Source organism: Streptomyces sp. NPDC001373, from assembly GCF_042895815.1.
GTDB lineage: Bacteria > Actinomycetota > Actinomycetes > Streptomycetales > Streptomycetaceae > Streptomyces.
Genome location: NZ_JBIAWQ010000011.1, coordinates 196,277 through 210,543, shown reverse-complemented (window position 1 = coordinate 210,543; position 14,267 = coordinate 196,277). Strand labels below are relative to the sequence as shown.

Below are 14,267 nucleotides of genomic sequence, written 5' to 3'. Positions count from 1 at the left end.
GGCCCCGCCCCGCCTACGCCTCGGCGGGAGCCGGAGCGGCGGGCGCAGCCGCCACCGGAGCCGGGGCGGTACCGGTGGCGGGGGCGCTGCCGGAGGCCCCCCGGCCCTCCGCCCGTCCGGGAAGGCCCCGCATCAGGAACCAGTACCCGGCCCCCGCCACCGTCCCCAGGACACCCGTCGTGGCCCACAGCCACCCCGCCCCGTACCGGTCGATCACGAACCCCGACATCAGCGGAGCCACCAGCGAGGCCACCGCCCAGGACATCGTGTACATCCCCTGGTACCGGCCGCGCCCCTGCACCGGCGACAGCCGCACCACCAGCTCCGTCTGCGTCGGCGCGTTCACGATCTCCGCCAGCGTCCACACGCACACCGTCAGCGCGTACGCCCACAGCGGCCCCGCGAACGCCGTCAGCGCGAACCCGTACCCGACCAGCAGCGCCGAGACGACCAGCAGCCGGCGCGGGTCGCGGTGCTCGATGAACCGCGTCACCGGCAGCTGGAGCGCCACGATCAGCACCCCGTTCACCGCGATGACCAGCCCGTACTCCCCGGGTGAGAACCCGGCCGAGCCCATCGCCACCGGCAGCCCCACCGAACCCTGGGTGTAGACCAGCGAGATCAGGAACGACAGCCCGACGACCCCCATGAACCGCCCGTCGCGCAGCACGCCGCCCAGCCCGATCTCCGGCCCGGCCCCCTCGGCGCCCCCGCCCCCCGCGACCGGCTCCGGCCGCGACTCCGGCAGCTTCACGAACACCAGCACCGCGCACAGCAGCGTCAGCGCCGCCTCGCCCAGGAACCCGGCCAGGTAGCTGTACTCGGCGATCAGCCCCGCCGCCATCGAGCTGACCGCGAAGCCCAGGTTGATCGCCCAGTAGTTCAGCGCGAAGGCCCGCACCCGGTCCTCCGGCCGGACGATGTCCGCCATCATCGCCTGCACCGCGGGCCGCGAGGCGTTCGAGGTCATCCCGACCAGCATCGCCACGGCCGCGATGGCCGCAGGGTGCTCCATGAACCCCAGCAGCGCCACCGTGCCGGCCGTCGACACCTGCGCCACCAGCATCGTCGGCCGCCGCCCCAGCCGGTCGGCCATCACCCCCGCGCCCAGCGAGGAGACCACCCCGCCCAGCCCGTGCAGGGCCGCCACGAGCCCCGCGAACGAGGCCGAGTAACCCCGCTCCAGGGTCAGGTACAAGGTCATGAACGTGGCGACGAAGGCCCCGAGCCGGTTGACGAGCGTGCTCGCCCACAACCACCAGAACGCGCGCGGCAGACCCGAGACGCTCTCCCGGGCGGACCGACTCAGACGGGCAAAGGACATAAGGATTCCCCCGGGCGATGTAAGTGTCACAGATCCGTCCGGCACGTTACGAGAGGCTCCCGGCGCCCGCCACTCAATTGACGCCGGCCGTCAATCGGACCGTGTCCTGACCGCGCGCAAGCGCCCCGGAGCGTCCACTAGGCTCGTACGCATGGCCGACGCACCGTACAAGCTGATCCTCCTCCGCCACGGCGAGAGCGAATGGAACGCGAAGAACCTGTTCACCGGCTGGGTGGACGTCAACCTCAACGAGAAGGGCGAGAAGGAGGCGGTCCGCGGCGGTGAGCTGCTCAAGGACGCCGGCCTGCTCCCCGACGTCGTGCACACCTCCCTCCAGAAGCGCGCCATCCGCACCGCGCAGCTGGCCCTGGAGGCCGCCGACCGCCACTGGATCCCCGTCCACCGCTCCTGGCGCCTGAACGAGCGCCACTACGGCGCCCTCCAGGGCAAGGACAAGGCGCAGACCCTCGCCGAGTTCGGCGAGGAGCAGTTCATGCTGTGGCGCCGCTCGTACGACACCCCGCCGCCGGCCCTCGAGGACGGCACCGAGTTCTCCCAGTCCGCGGACCCGCGCTACGCCTCCATCCCGCCGGAGCTGCGCCCGCGCACCGAGTGCCTCAAGGACGTCGTCGTCCGCATGCTCCCGTACTGGTACGACTCGATCGTCCCGGACCTCCTCGACGGCCACACCGTCCTGGTCGCGGCGCACGGCAACTCCCTGCGCGCCCTGGTCAAGCACCTGGACGGCATCTCCGACGCCGACATCGCGGGCCTGAACATCCCGACCGGCATCCCGCTCTCCTACGAGCTCGACGCCGACTTCAAGCCCCTCACCCCGGGCGGCACCTACCTCGACCCGGACGCCGCCGCGGCCGCCATCGAGGCCGTCAAGAACCAGGGCAAGAAGAAGTAGCTCCCCCGATCACGCCTCCCGCCCGCGCGTACGGCGCCGGTGGGAGGCGTTTTCACGTGCCGGGTCGGCTCCGGGGTCTCAGCGCGGGGTGAGGAGGCAGAACTCGTTGCCCTCCGGGTCGGACAGGATCGTCCAGTGGATGGACGACTGGTCGATGCCCGGGTCGGTGGCGCCCAGGGCGCGCAGCCGGTCCGCCTCCGCGGCGGCGTCGCCGCCGCGGTAGGGGGCGACGTCGAGGTGGACGCGGTTCCATCCGCTCTTGGTGTCGGGGGTGCGCAGGAACTCCAGGTAGGGGCCGACGCCCTTGCCGGAACGCATGGTCGCGCGGTCGTCGGTGACCTCGTGCACCGTCCAGTCCATCGCCCCGCCCCAGAACCGGGCCATCTCCCGCGGGTCGGCGCAGTCGACGACCACCGCGGCGATCGGCCCGGTGTCCCGGTAGACCGGGCGGGGTTCCAGGACGCAGAACTCGTTGCCCTCCGGGTCGGCCATGACCGTCCAGGGGACGTCGCCCTGGCCCACGTCGGCGAGCGTCGCGCCGAGGTCCTTCAGGCGCGCGACCAGCTCGGCCTGGTGTGCGGCCGAGGTGGTCGCCAGGTCGATGTGCACCCGGTTCTTCGAAATCTTGGGTTCCGGGCGGGCGATGAGGTCGATGCAGACGGCCGAGGGATCGGGATAGGCGATGCCCACGGGTTCGAGGTTGGTCACGCCGGGGCCCTCGCTGTCGACGCCCCAGCCCAGGGCCTCCGCCCAGAACCGGCCGAGCGCGGAGTCGTCCCGCGCCTTCATGTTGATCTGCACAAGTCGTGTGGTCATGCCGCAGATCCTAGGAGCCGCCGCCGGCCGAACCGCCGCCCGGCTCCCGTCCGTTCAGAGGTGGACGGACGAGGAGCCGCACGCGTCGCGGGCGGCGGTGCCGACCGCCTCGGGCGCGACCGCGGGCAGGCTCATCCGGGGTGGTCTCGTCTCCTCGACGTGCAGGGACAGGATGTCCTCGAAGCGTTGCTGACGCCGCAGTTCGCGGGCGTCCAGAGGGTGCAGGCGGCCAACGCCCGACGAGGTCCAGGCGGTGACACCCGTGCCCAGGACCGAGCAGATCAGTGCGAACCACACGAGGGTGTCTGTCACTGCGGCTCCTCTCCGGTGGAGGTGATCGGGGGGCCGCTTCGGCCCCCCGGCGACACCTCGTCATAACGCGTCGGCATATGCCGGGTTGCGGTCCGTCAGCCGTTTGCCGCCGCGCGCGCCCCCGGGCCCGGCGGTGTTCGACGGCGGAGCCCGGGGGCGCGCGTGCGGGAGTGAGCGCCGTGGCGCGGCTCAGTGCGCGGCGTCCTGCGGCGGCCCGATCATCTGACCGCAGCGGGCGTAGGGGAGGGTCACGGGCGCGTAAACCGATTGAGCCCGATCGAACCGATCGGGCTCCGCCCTCCCCGCTTCGAGCTGGCAGGATCGCTGCGCCAACCGGGTGCGCAGCAGCCTCCGGACGGGTGGCCGAAGAGCGTAGAACTGATAAAAGACACTGGTCAACACTCCTCTACTTCGCCACCATCACCTGGACGGAGCACACCCTCGCCGGTATCCGGAGCGTTGGGTGGACTATGACAACAGCACAGCACACAGCAATGTTCCCGTGGGGCGCACAGAGCGACGTGCGCGACGGTCACACCGGGGCCGCACGGGTGGGGAAATGGACGTACACGCCCGTCCCGGCGGGCTCGGCCCTGGAGCAGGGCGCGACCCTCCGGTGCGAGGGGCTGGAGGTCGACCTCCAGTACTCGTCCGCCGTCCTGGAGGACTTCCTGGACGTGGTGCGCCGGATCCAGAACGAGTTCAACCGAAGGTCGCAGGAGGCCGCACCGCTCAGGACGCCGGCCGGCGAGTGCTCCGGGCAGATGTTCCGTGAATGAGCACTACGGCCATTACGCCCCGCAGCCGGAGCCCACCGTGTTCTGGCAGGAGCCGGACCAGGAACAGCACACCGCCTACGGCCGGCCGCTCTTCGGCCTGGGCGAGGCGAGCACCTCCTGGGACCCGTCGGAGGAGCTGGCCTATCTCTGCCGGGAGGCCATGGCGCCGAATCGGGCGGAACCGCTCGACCAGGTCGCCTTCGGCGAGACCGGTGAGACGGTCAGCGGAGCCGGCCTCGCCTCCGGCCTGTCCGCCGGCTTCACCTCGACGCTCACCTCGGGCCTGACCCCGGGCCTCACGACGAGCCTGTCCTCCGGGCTGTCCCCGGGCGTCACCTCCGGTCTGAGCGCGGGCCTTTCCTCCGGCCCGGCCGGCGGGGGGTTCTCGTCGGGGACCGGGCAACGGCCCCGCGCCTCGGCCCCGGGCGGGCACCGCCGGGGGAGCCGGGCGAAGACGTCGGTGGTCACCCTCCTGCGGACCGGCAGCCTCTGCACCGCCGTACTGGTCGCCGTCATCGCCGCCGTGGTCAGCATCTTCAGCGGCCTGGCCATCTGCGAGGCTCTGCGCCACAGCGCCGGACCGCGCACCGCGCACGACGTGGCCAGCTGGTGGCCCCTGCTGATCTACGGGCCCTGGATGGTCGCCTCCCTGTCCATCCTGCGGGCCGCCCTGCACCAGCGGCGGGCCGTGCACTCCTGGTCGATCGTCCTGCTGTTCTCCACCCTGGCCACCCTGCTGTGCGTGGCCCAGGCGCCGAGAACCCTCGCCGCGCAGGCGGCGGCCACCCTTCCGCCCATCGCCGCGCTGGCCTGCTTCCAGCAACTCGTCCGGCAGATCACCCTGACGCGCCCGCCCCGGCAAATCGCCCCCCGGCACCGCACCAGCCGGTCCGCGCAGCTGCGGCCGTCGGCCACGGCGAGCAGCCCGGGTACCGCGATCCCCGACTACTCGGTACGGGACCGGAGGGAATCCCTCCGCGCCTCCACCGGCTACCGGTTCCGCTACGGCTCATGAGGGCCACGCGCTCCTGTCCTGGCGGCGACCGGGTGCCCCGGCCCTCCCGGGGCGACGCGGGAAGCCGCGTCCGGTGGCCGGCGGACCCAGGAGCGCACGGCCGGGGGAGCGGCCGCCCGGACACCGCGGCGGCCGGGGCCGCCGGCGCCGGGAACCCGTAAGCCCAGCGGGACGGACGAGCAGGGCGGAACGCGCGGGCCGGGCAGGACGCACAAGTGCGGGGCGGGGGAGAGGTCCGGCGGCCGGCCGGTGCGCCGCGGGGGCGGGGCGGCTCCACAGGGGTCCGCGACGCCCGCTCCACGGAGCACGGCGTCGCCGGCACTCGACGCAACGAGGTCGAGCGTCGCTAACTTCTCGGACACCTCGGGCCTTCCCGGACTGCAACGAACGTGATCACGTGCATCTCAGGAACGAAGATCGAAACCCATAAGTCACGGGCTGTGCACAGTCTCAGCCCTACGGGTCTCCCGCGCTGACCTGCCGCGACCCGGGCCCACAGGGACCCCTTCCACCACCGGGGCCCCCGGTCCTCCGTGTCCGCGGCGCGCCGCGCTCCATCCACTCCATCGCAGACCGAGAGGGCGACACCATGATCCACGAGCTCACCCACGCCGAACGCATCCAGTACAAGCGGCGCCAGGACGCCGCCTACCAGGCCGGGGAGGAAGCCGTCGCGAACCTCCAGGCCGCACTCGCCCTCGCCGGACTGGTCCTTCCGTCGCTGTGCAACGACGGACCCCTGGGCTGCCGGGGCTTCGTCCGGCTCGGCGGGTGCAGCGTCGCCGTCGCCAACCGGCTGGCCGAGGTCATCGCCGCCGGCGCCCGCGCCCTGGAAGGTGGGCAGAAGTGAGTCCTGCGGCCGGACCGGAGGCATCGGGCAGGTGACCGGTCCGGAGGAGGCCGCATGAACGCATGGCAGACCGACCCCTACCGCCTCCCCGGCTTACGGGGCTTACCGAACGAGGGGGAAGCCGGCGCCAGGCTCCCCCCGACCCCCCTGTCCGTCCCCCTCCCCGCCCCGGACCGCCGGCCGGACGTCCCTGACCGCCGGCCGGACGTCCCGGACACCGCAGAGCGCCGGCGCCGACGCCTCGACCTGCACGCGTGCCTGACCGTCGCGGGCATCCCGCCGCGCGCCGGCGACCTGCACGCCATCGAGGTGCTCTCCCTGGTTGACGACACCACCTACGCGGCCCTCCTGCGATGGATCACCGGCACCTTCTGACGGGGGCCCGATCCGCCCCCGCGCCGCCGCCGTCGTCCGTACCCGCCGTCCGTCTCCGACAGTGCGGAATGAATATGCCCATCCACGGCCTGATCGGCCATTACGGGCTGCAAGCGGACGTCCGGTCAACTCCGCATTGGGCCGAACAGGTGGTGCTCGCCTCGCGGGTGCCCGGCCTGTTCGGCCGCGTATGCACAATGCGTTCTGTCGATGCAGACCGTGGGGGTGAGTAGCCTGCGCGTGTTCTTGAGCTGGAGGTAGACCGCCTATGGCGGCGAACGGACAACCGACGGTCAGGAGGCGCCGTCTGGGTGCCGAGCTCCGGCAGCTCCGCAAGGCCGCGGGTATGACGTCGACGCAGGCCGCAGGCCATCTGCTGGTGTCGCAGTCCAAGATCAGCCTCATCGAGACCGGCCGCCGCCCCATCAACCCGCGGGACGTGCGCGACCTGTGCCGGCTCTACGGGGTCACCGACCAGGACATCGTCGAGGCGCTGATGCGGGCGGCGAAGGAATCGGGCCAGCAGGGCTGGTGGGTCTCCTGCGGCGACGTCCCCTACGGCGTCTACATCGGGCTGGAGACGGGCGCCTCCTCCATCCACACCTACGAGCCGATGGTGATCCCCGGCCTGCTGCAGACCCGGGCCTACGCGGCCGCCCTCATCGCCGAAACGGTCCCTCGCATCACGGACGAGCAGGCCGCCGTCAGCCTGGAGGTCCGGCTGCGGCGCCAGCACCGGGCGCACCACCCCGCCCGCCCCTTCCGCCTATGGGCGGTCCTGGACGAATCCGCACTGCACCGCACGGTCGGCGACCGCGAGACCGTGCGCGAACAGCTGGAGCACCTGAACACCCTCGGCGCCCAGCCCCACATCACCGTGCAGGTCCTCCCCCACTCCGCCGGGGCCCACGCCGGTCTCCTGGGGCAGTTCTCCATCCTCGGGTTCCCCGACTCCGACGCCGGAGTCGTCTACCTGGAACGCTTCACCAGCGACCTCTATCTGGAGAAGTACGCCGACCGGTACCCGTACCACATCATGTACGACCACCTTCAGGCGCAGGCGCTCAACCCCGAGGACACACGGCACTTCATCAACGACCTCATCAAGGCGTTCCAGGCCGTCCCGGGCGGCCCCACGGGCAGCTCCACCACCGGACTCGCCGTGTGAGGCGGTACGCGAGAGGGCCCCGTCCGGCGCTTCGGACGGGGCCCTCCGGGCTTCGCGGGCGGCGGTGGCCGTCAGCCCCCGCACTGGCAGGGGGCGCCGGACTGGCAGCCGCAGCCGCAGCCGGAGCCGCAGCCGCAGGCCGCGAGCAGGGGCAGGCGCAGGGGGTCCGGACGGGGCGGCTGCTCCTGCTCCGGGGTGATGGGGACGGGGGAATCGGGCATGGATCCTCCTCGCAGGCGGCGTACGGGACGTCGTAGTGCCTTCGCCTCATTCATGCCCAGCCACACCGGCGCGTCAACGGCGCATTGGGGCGCGCAGCGGCTCCGCCCGGCCCGGCCCCGGCCCCCGCCCCGGGGCCCCTCCGGACGTCTTCCCTCAGACGCCGTCCACCTGCGTCGGCTGCTGGAGCTCGTCCGCGTGCTCACCCGTCACCAGGTACACGACGCGCTTGGCCACCGACACCGCGTGGTCGGCGAACCGCTCGTAGTAGCGGCCCAGCAGGGTCACGTCGACGGCCGTCTCGATGCCGTGCTTCCAGCGGTCGTCCATCAGGTGCTGGAAGAGGGTGCGGTGCAGCTGGTCCATCTCGTCGTCGTCCTGCTCCAGCTGGAGGGCCAAATCGACGTCCTTCGTGATGATGACCTCGGCCGCCTTCGCCATCAGGCGCTGCGCCAGCTGCCCCATCTCCAGGATCGTGGCGTGCAGGTCCTGCGGCACCGCGCGGTCCGGGAAGCGCAGCCGGGCCAGCTTCGCCACGTGCTGCGCCAGGTCGCCGGAGCGCTCCAGGTCGGCGCTCATGCGCAGCGAGGTGACGACGATGCGCAGGTCGGTGGCGACGGGCTGCTGGCGGGCCAGCAGGGCGATGGCGCGGGCCTCCAGGTCGTGCTGGAGGTCGTCGACCTTCTGGTCGGCGGCGATGACGCTCTCGGCGAGCTTCAGGTCGGCGTCCAGCATGGAGGTCGTGGCCCGCCCGATCGCGGAACCGACGAGCCGGGCCATCTCGACCAGGCTCTCTCCGATCGAGTCCAGTTCCTCGTGGTACGCGTCGCGCATGTGTCCTTCTCCTGCCTGCTTGCCTACTGCTCGCTGCTTCTGCTTCTGCTGCTTCTGCTTCTGCTGCCGTGGACTCTCGTGCCCACGGTGACAGGTTCCGCCGCCAACGCGTCCGACTCCGGCATCACAAATGAATCAACACCGTCGTCAGGGTGAACTCTGGGCGACGACTGTTCGAGGTGCCACCCGAACGGCTGTGGAAGTGTCTCGGAGGCTGCTTAACCTGGACGCATGGACGTGAACGCGGCGGTCGCCGCAGCTGCGGCGATCGCCGGTCTCTGCACCGGCGTGATCGCCATGCTGGCGTTCCGCTGGAGCGAGCGCGACCAAGCCCGCCCCACGAGGAGCTCCATGCGCCCCGACATCAACGCGGTGCTCCCGCCCGGCGTGGACACGGTGCTCTCCGTGCTCCGCTCCTCCGCCGTGGTCCTCGACGAGGGCGACGCGGTGGTCAAGGCCAGCTCGGCGGCTTACGCCCTGGGCCTGGTCCGCGGCGGGAAGCTCGCCGTGGAGCCCATGCTCCACATGGCCCGTGACACCCGCCGGGACGGTGAGATACGCCAGATCGAGCTCGACCTGCCCCGGCGCGGGACCGGCCGCGGCGAGGCCCTCGCGGTCTCCGCCCGCGTCGCCCCGCTCGGCTCCCGGCTGGTGCTCCTGCTCGTCGAGGACCTCACCGAGGCCCGACGCATCGAAGCGGTCCGCCGCGACTTCGTCGCGAACGTCTCGCACGAGCTGAAGACCCCGGTCGGAGCGATCTCCCTGCTCTCCGAGGCGGTGATGGACGCCGCGGACGACCCCGAGGCGGTCAGCCGCTTCGCGGGCCGCATGCAGATCGAGGCCACCCGGCTGATCAACCTCGTACAGGAGCTCATCGACCTCTCCCGGGTGCAGAACGACGACCCGCTGGAGGACGCCGAGCCCGTCCGGGTGGACACGCTGGTGGCGGAGGCCATCGACCGCTGCCGCCACACGGCCACCTCCAAGCAGATCACCATGGCCGCCGGCGGCACTGCCGACCTGCGCGTCTGGGGCAACCGCGGGCAGCTGGCCGCCGCCCTCGGCAACCTGGTGGAGAACGCCGTCAACTACAGTCCGGCCCGCACCCGCGTCGGCATCGCCGCACGCCGGGTGACCGCGCCGGGCGGGGACCTGATCGAGATAGCCGTGACCGACCAGGGCATCGGCATCCCGGAGAAGGACCGCGAACGCATCTTCGAACGCTTCTACCGGGTGGACCCGGCCCGCTCCCGCGCGACCGGCGGAACCGGCCTGGGCCTCGCGATCGTGAAACACGTGGCGGCCTCGCACGGCGGGGAGGTGTCGGTGTGGAGCTCCGAGGGCCAGGGCTCCACGTTCACCCTGAAGCTCCCCGAGGCGGCCACCCCGGCACCCGCCCCGGACACCGGCGGGGCGGCTCCGGCCACGGCCCCCGAACCCGCCCGGCCCCTGCTCGACCCCGAACCAGTCATCCCCTCCCCGGAGGTCCTTCCGTGACCCGAGTGCTCGTCGTCGAGGATGAGGAATCCTTCAGCGACGCCCTGTCCTACATGCTCCGCAAGGAAGGCTTCGAGGTCGCGATCGCCGCGACGGGGCCCGACGGGCTCGACGAGTTCGAGCGCAACGGCGCCGACCTCGTCCTCCTGGACCTGATGCTGCCCGGCCTGCCGGGCACCGAGGTCTGCCGGCAGCTGCGCGGCCGCTCCAACGTTCCCGTGATCATGGTGACCGCCAAGGACAGCGAGATCGACAAGGTCGTCGGGCTGGAGATAGGAGCCGACGACTACGTCACGAAGCCCTTCTCCTCCCGGGAGCTGGTCGCCCGCATCCGCGCGGTCCTGCGCCGCCGCGGCGAGCCGGAGGAGGTCACCCCGGCGGCTCTGGAGGCGGGCCCGGTACGGATGGACGTGGACCGGCACGTGGTCACCGTCGGCGGGGCCAAGGTGGACCTCCCGCTCAAGGAGTTCGACCTGCTGGAGATGCTGCTGCGCAACGCGGGCCGCGTGCTGACCCGCATGCAGCTGATCGACCGGGTCTGGGGCGCCGACTACGTGGGCGACACCAAGACCCTCGACGTCCACGTCAAGCGCCTGCGCGCCAAGATCGAGCCGGACCCGGGCGCCCCGCGCTACCTGGTCACGGTCCGCGGCCTGGGCTACAAGTTCGAGCCGTAAGCCGCAGCCCTGCCGGACGGGAAACGGGGAAGGGGCCCCGGCCGCGATGCGGCCGGGGCCCCTTCTTCGTACCTGGCGGCGTGGTTCCGCGTCAGTGGCCGGCGCTGTGCGACGGCGAGGCGGCGCCCGACGGGCTGCCGGACGCGGCGCCCGACGGGGTGGCGCCGGTGGACGGCGAACCGGAGGGGCCGGCGGAGGGGCTGCCGGACGGGGCGGCGGCCGAGCCCGAGGGGGCCGGGGTGGCGCCTGCGGCCGGGGCCTCCGTCGGGCCGTAGCCCGCGTACATGCCGGCGGCCGGGACGACGTAGGCGTCCAGCTTCACGTCACCGGCGTCGCTGAGCTGGAAGGTGACCGCCTGGACGTTGCCGTTCTGGACGGCCTCGCGGCCGCCGTCGACGACGGCGGAGGCGTTGCCCTTGCCGCCGATCACCACGGAGCCGCCGGCGGGCACGGTGATCTTGCCGGAGCCCTCGGCGCCCTTCAGGGTCACCTTGGACTTGCCACCCTCCAGGGTGATCGCGTCCAGGGTCTGGTCCTTGGTGCCGGCGTTGAAGACGGTCGCCGAGACGGAGGCCGGGCCCTTCTTCTCCTTGTCGCCCTTGGTCAGCACCAGGGCGTTCTGGATCTTGATGTCGCCCTTGGTGACGGCGGCGTTGTCCGGCTTGATCTGGAGAGTCTGCGCGTCGTTGCCCGCGCCGCACGCGGCAAGCGAGGCGAGCGAGAACACTACGGCGGAAGCGGCGAGGGCGCCGCGTCGAAGGCTGCGGCTCACGGCGGCGGCAACTCCTTGGACGTACGGACGGGACGGTGGGCTCTCGGAGCGGCCGAGGTAAAGCCGCCCTAAGGGTGTGTCAGCGGGCTTAGGTTACCGAGCCGCCACCCTGCCCCCGCACCCGACCCTCCGCTGTGCGCGCACCGCGCCGCGGGCGTGCGCGATCTTGCATTCCGGTATCGCTCCGGAGGGCCCCCCGGTGATCGAATTCAGGCATTCCCCCGAACACCGGTCCGTGATCAATTCCGGATTGGGCCGGAACCCGCTCCGTACGGGCGGCCGCCAGTCGAACGGAGTACTTCGGTTTCCTGTCATGGAACCCGGCAAAACGGGACGTACGTCACACTGGTGGGTGCACCCGCCAGGTGTAACGTGGTCGTTTCGCCCGGTCCGCACAGCGCCTCCGACCTGCGAATACCCCCCTCCGGAAGCCTTCCGCAGCACGTTCGTGTCGCTGTTGTCAAGCCCCGAGATGTGCCCTGACCTGCGAAAACGCCATTCATAACACTCAGTTCTCGTGTTACCCTGGATAGCCACGGAAGGGGTACCTGTCACATGACGTTCAAGGTTGGCGACACCGTGGTCTATCCCCATCACGGGGCCGCGCTGATCGAGGCCATCGAAACTCGCCAGATCAAAGGCGTGGACAAGACCTACTTGGTGCTCAAGGTCGCCCAGGGCGACCTGACGGTTCGTGTGCCTGCGGACAATGCGGAGTTCGTCGGCGTTCGCGACGTAGTCGGCCAGGACGGGCTGGACCGGGTCTTCGAGGTGCTCCGCGCACCGTACGCAGAAGAGCCCACGAACTGGTCCCGTCGCTACAAGGCAAATCTGGAGAAGCTCGCTTCGGGCGATGTCATCAAGGTCGCCGAAGTGGTGCGCGACCTGTGGCGTCGTGAGCGTGAGCGTGGGCTTTCCGCTGGTGAGAAGCGGATGCTCGCGAAGGCGCGTCAGATTCTGGTGAGCGAGCTCGCGCTCGCTGAAAACACGAACGAGGACAAGGCCGAGGCCCTCCTCGACGAGGTTCTCGCGTCCTGACGCTCGAACCGATCACAGTGTGCCGCGGTGCCCGATGACAGGCCCTCTCGCTCGCGAGGGGGCCGTTGCCGGGCGCTGCGGCATGTGTGCGTCCGCATCCGCGTCATCCGCGTCCGCATCCGCGTCATCCGCGTCATCCGCGTCCGCATCCACCGCATCCCCCTCGACGTCCCGCACCTGGCGTGCCGGGTCCGGGCAGCCGGCTCGACCGGTGGTCACGGAAGGGGCGAGGGCGTCGCACCCGGCACCCTTGAGGCCATACCCATGTCGGCCGAAGTCACAAACCTGGCTCGGAGCTACTGATGTCTGACGAATCCCGTCCCCACCGCACTGCCGCGGTGATCCCGGCCGCCGGCCGCGGGGTACGCCTCGGCCCCGGCGCCCCCAAGGCCCTGCGGGCCCTCGGTGGGACGCCCATGCTGGTCCACGCCGTCCGCGCCATGGCCCGCTCCCGCGCGGTGTCTCTCGTCGTGGTCGTCGCCCCGCCCGCCGAGACCACCGAGGTCCGCCACCTCCTCGACGAGTACCCACTGCCCGACCGGACCGACCTCCTCGTCGTCCCCGGCGGCGACACCCGCCAGGAGTCCGTGCGCGCGGGCCTGGACGCCCTCCCGGACGACATCACCTCCGTCCTCATCCACGACGCGGCCCGCCCCCTGGTCCCCGTCGAGACCGTGGACTCCGTCGTCGAGGCCGTCCGCGACGGCGCCCCCGCCGTCGTCCCCGCCCTGCCGCTGGCCGACACCGTCAAGGAGGTCGAGCCCGGCGCGCCCGGCGAGCCCGAACCCGTCCTCGGTACCCCCGATCGCGCCCGGCTGCGCGCCGTGCAGACCCCGCAGGGCTTCGACCTCAAGACCCTCCTCCACGCGCACGACACCATCGCCGTCGCCGGCGAGGGCGCCACCGACGACGCCGGGATGGTGGAGCGCACCGGGGTCACCGTCGTGGTCGTCCCCGGCCACGAGGAGGCCTTCAAGGTCACCCGCCCCCTCGACCTGGTCCTCGCCGAGGCCGTACTCGCCCGCAGGAGGGCCACCGATGCCTACTGATCCCGCCACCGGCCCCGCCGCGGTCCCGCCGATGCCGCTCGTCGGCATCGGCACCGACGTCCACGCCTTCGAGACCGGCCGCGAACTGTGGTGCGCCGGCCTGCTGTGGGAGGGAGAGGACGGCCTCGCCGGGCACTCCGACGGCGACGTCGCCGCCCACGCCGCCTGTGACGCCCTCTTCTCCGCCGCGGGCGTCGGCGACCTCGGCGCGCACTTCGGCACCTCCCGCCCCGAGTGGTCCGGCGCCTCCGGCGCCACCCTGCTGACCGAGGCCGCCCGCATCGTCCGCGCCGAGGGCTTCGAGATCGGCAACATCGCGATCCAGGTGATCGGAGTACGCCCGAAGATCGGAAAGCGGCGCGAAGAAGCACAGAAGGCGCTCGCCGCGGCGGCGGGCGCCCCCGTCTCCGTCTCCGGCACGACGACCGACGGACTCGGCCTCACCGGCCGCGCCGAGGGCCTCGCCGCCATCGCCACGGCACTCGTGTACCGCACGAACCGGGACTGAGCACGAGGTACGCCCGCAAGCCTGGCGTTACGGATGTCAGGCCGCCGATGACCGATGTCACCTCTTCGGCAACAAAGCGTCCCCGCGACCTCAAACAGTCGCGGGGCACTCCCGCAGGCGC

17 protein-coding genes are annotated in these 14,267 nt (G+C 71.9%); 11 read left to right on the top strand and 6 right to left on the bottom strand.

Annotated elements, in window-relative coordinates; translation table 11 throughout:
• Positions 1 to 13: 13 nt before the first annotated feature.
• Positions 14 to 1,324 carry an MDR family MFS transporter gene (locus ACFY15_RS24780; protein WP_390687953.1) on the bottom strand — a complete coding sequence of 437 codons (1,311 nt, stop codon included), beginning with the start codon at positions 1,322 to 1,324 and terminating at the stop codon, positions 14 to 16.
• A 151-nt stretch (positions 1,325 to 1,475) separates the two neighbouring features.
• Between ACFY15_RS24780 and ACFY15_RS24775 the strand changes: the two genes are divergently transcribed.
• Entirely contained in the window at positions 1,476 to 2,237 is a 762-nt protein-coding gene (locus tag ACFY15_RS24775; RefSeq protein ID WP_362055608.1) for a phosphoglyceromutase, read from the top strand.
• Between the two features lie 78 nt (positions 2,238 to 2,315).
• Here the strand turns inward: ACFY15_RS24775 and ACFY15_RS24770 are convergent, their stop codons facing one another.
• Positions 2,316 to 3,053, bottom strand: coding sequence for a VOC family protein (locus ACFY15_RS24770; RefSeq protein WP_390687952.1), 738 nt, complete (start codon positions 3,051 to 3,053; stop codon positions 2,316 to 2,318).
• A gap of 54 nt (positions 3,054 to 3,107) precedes the next feature.
• Positions 3,108 to 3,365: a hypothetical protein gene (locus ACFY15_RS24765; protein ID WP_390826070.1), complete on the bottom strand. Its 258-nt coding sequence runs from the start codon at positions 3,363 to 3,365 to the stop codon at positions 3,108 to 3,110.
• 494 nt (positions 3,366 to 3,859) lie between these two features.
• On the opposite strand from ACFY15_RS24765, the gene ACFY15_RS24760 reads away from it, so the two are divergent.
• The 5 genes from ACFY15_RS24760 to ACFY15_RS24740 all read left to right on the top strand — a co-directional run bounded on the left by ACFY15_RS24760 (position 3,860) and on the right by ACFY15_RS24740 (position 7,552).
• Complete coding sequence (locus ACFY15_RS24760) at positions 3,860 to 4,144, top strand: hypothetical protein (RefSeq protein ID WP_390687950.1); 285 nt, start codon at positions 3,860 to 3,862, stop codon at positions 4,142 to 4,144.
• Positions 4,137 to 5,159: a hypothetical protein gene (locus ACFY15_RS24755; protein WP_390687949.1), complete on the top strand. Its 1,023-nt coding sequence runs from the start codon at positions 4,137 to 4,139 to the stop codon at positions 5,157 to 5,159. The genes ACFY15_RS24760 and ACFY15_RS24755 overlap by 8 nt, the downstream gene beginning before the upstream one ends.
• Before the next feature lie 589 nt (positions 5,160 to 5,748).
• The gene (locus tag ACFY15_RS24750) at positions 5,749 to 6,009 is read left to right on the top strand and encodes a hypothetical protein (RefSeq protein WP_390687948.1); all 261 of its coding nucleotides are present in this window, start codon (positions 5,749 to 5,751) and stop codon (positions 6,007 to 6,009) included.
• A 54-nt stretch (positions 6,010 to 6,063) separates the two neighbouring features.
• Positions 6,064 to 6,384: a hypothetical protein gene (locus ACFY15_RS24745; protein ID WP_390687947.1), complete on the top strand. Its 321-nt coding sequence runs from the start codon at positions 6,064 to 6,066 to the stop codon at positions 6,382 to 6,384.
• 268 nt (positions 6,385 to 6,652) lie between these two features.
• Positions 6,653 to 7,552: a helix-turn-helix domain-containing protein gene (locus tag ACFY15_RS24740; protein ID WP_390687946.1), complete on the top strand. Its 900-nt coding sequence runs from the start codon at positions 6,653 to 6,655 to the stop codon at positions 7,550 to 7,552.
• A gap of 71 nt (positions 7,553 to 7,623) precedes the next feature.
• On the opposite strand, the gene ACFY15_RS24735 is transcribed toward ACFY15_RS24740, so the two are convergent.
• Both ACFY15_RS24735 and phoU read right to left on the bottom strand, forming a co-directional pair.
• Positions 7,624 to 7,773 (bottom strand): hypothetical protein, encoded by a 150-nt coding sequence (locus tag ACFY15_RS24735; protein WP_390687945.1) that lies wholly within the window; start codon positions 7,771 to 7,773, stop codon positions 7,624 to 7,626.
• A 154-nt stretch (positions 7,774 to 7,927) separates the two neighbouring features.
• A complete protein-coding gene (phoU, locus tag ACFY15_RS24730) occupies positions 7,928 to 8,605 on the bottom strand; it encodes a phosphate signaling complex protein PhoU (protein ID WP_390687944.1) in 678 nt (225 codons plus the stop codon).
• Between the two features lie 231 nt (positions 8,606 to 8,836).
• On the opposite strand from phoU, the gene ACFY15_RS24725 reads away from it, so the two are divergent.
• Together ACFY15_RS24725 and ACFY15_RS24720 are read left to right on the top strand one after the other, a co-directional pair.
• Positions 8,837 to 10,102 (top strand): sensor histidine kinase, encoded by a 1,266-nt coding sequence (locus ACFY15_RS24725; protein ID WP_390687943.1) that lies wholly within the window; start codon positions 8,837 to 8,839, stop codon positions 10,100 to 10,102.
• Positions 10,099 to 10,779: a response regulator transcription factor gene (locus ACFY15_RS24720; protein ID WP_042813788.1), complete on the top strand. Its 681-nt coding sequence runs from the start codon at positions 10,099 to 10,101 to the stop codon at positions 10,777 to 10,779. Before ACFY15_RS24725 ends, ACFY15_RS24720 begins: the two co-directional genes overlap by 4 nt.
• 91 nt (positions 10,780 to 10,870) lie before the next feature.
• Here ACFY15_RS24720 and ACFY15_RS24715 read toward each other — a convergent pair whose 3' ends face one another.
• A complete protein-coding gene (locus tag ACFY15_RS24715) occupies positions 10,871 to 11,551 on the bottom strand; it encodes a DUF461 domain-containing protein (protein ID WP_390687942.1) in 681 nt (226 codons plus the stop codon).
• Between the two features lie 555 nt (positions 11,552 to 12,106).
• On the opposite strand from ACFY15_RS24715, the gene ACFY15_RS24710 reads away from it, so the two are divergent.
• From ACFY15_RS24710 to ispF, 3 genes are all read left to right on the top strand, one after another.
• Positions 12,107 to 12,589: a CarD family transcriptional regulator gene (locus ACFY15_RS24710; RefSeq protein ID WP_003953493.1), complete on the top strand. Its 483-nt coding sequence runs from the start codon at positions 12,107 to 12,109 to the stop codon at positions 12,587 to 12,589.
• Positions 12,590 to 12,891: 302 nt separating this feature from the next.
• Positions 12,892 to 13,638, top strand: a complete 747-nt coding sequence (gene ispD, locus ACFY15_RS24705; RefSeq protein ID WP_390687941.1) for a 2-C-methyl-D-erythritol 4-phosphate cytidylyltransferase — start codon at positions 12,892 to 12,894, stop codon at positions 13,636 to 13,638.
• A complete protein-coding gene (gene ispF / locus ACFY15_RS24700) occupies positions 13,628 to 14,146 on the top strand; it encodes a 2-C-methyl-D-erythritol 2,4-cyclodiphosphate synthase (protein ID WP_390687940.1) in 519 nt (172 codons plus the stop codon). The genes ispD and ispF overlap by 11 nt, the downstream gene beginning before the upstream one ends.
• Positions 14,147 to 14,267 lie beyond the last annotated feature (121 nt).

Excerpts from the sequence above, each read along its gene's own strand:
- phoU (WP_390687944.1), bottom strand. The coding sequence starts at position 8,605 with ATGCGCGACGCGTACCACGAGGAACTGGACTCGATCGGAGAGAGCCTG.
- ACFY15_RS24740 (WP_390687946.1), top strand. The coding sequence starts at position 6,653 with ATGGCGGCGAACGGACAACCGACGGTCAGGAGGCGCCGTCTGGGTGCC.
- ACFY15_RS24780 (WP_390687953.1), bottom strand. The coding sequence starts at position 1,324 with ATGTCCTTTGCCCGTCTGAGTCGGTCCGCCCGGGAGAGCGTCTCGGGT.
- ACFY15_RS24760 (WP_390687950.1), top strand. The coding sequence starts at position 3,860 with ATGTTCCCGTGGGGCGCACAGAGCGACGTGCGCGACGGTCACACCGGG.
- ACFY15_RS24710 (WP_003953493.1), top strand. The coding sequence starts at position 12,107 with ATGACGTTCAAGGTTGGCGACACCGTGGTCTATCCCCATCACGGGGCC.
- ACFY15_RS24770 (WP_390687952.1), bottom strand. The coding sequence starts at position 3,053 with ATGACCACACGACTTGTGCAGATCAACATGAAGGCGCGGGACGACTCC.
- ACFY15_RS24725 (WP_390687943.1), top strand. The coding sequence starts at position 8,837 with ATGGACGTGAACGCGGCGGTCGCCGCAGCTGCGGCGATCGCCGGTCTC.
- ispD (WP_390687941.1), top strand. The coding sequence starts at position 12,892 with ATGTCTGACGAATCCCGTCCCCACCGCACTGCCGCGGTGATCCCGGCC.
- ACFY15_RS24735 (WP_390687945.1), bottom strand. The coding sequence starts at position 7,773 with ATGCCCGATTCCCCCGTCCCCATCACCCCGGAGCAGGAGCAGCCGCCC.
- ispF (WP_390687940.1), top strand. The coding sequence starts at position 13,628 with ATGCCTACTGATCCCGCCACCGGCCCCGCCGCGGTCCCGCCGATGCCG.
- ACFY15_RS24750 (WP_390687948.1), top strand. The coding sequence starts at position 5,749 with ATGATCCACGAGCTCACCCACGCCGAACGCATCCAGTACAAGCGGCGC.
- ACFY15_RS24745 (WP_390687947.1), top strand. The coding sequence starts at position 6,064 with ATGAACGCATGGCAGACCGACCCCTACCGCCTCCCCGGCTTACGGGGC.
- ACFY15_RS24775 (WP_362055608.1), top strand. The coding sequence starts at position 1,476 with ATGGCCGACGCACCGTACAAGCTGATCCTCCTCCGCCACGGCGAGAGC.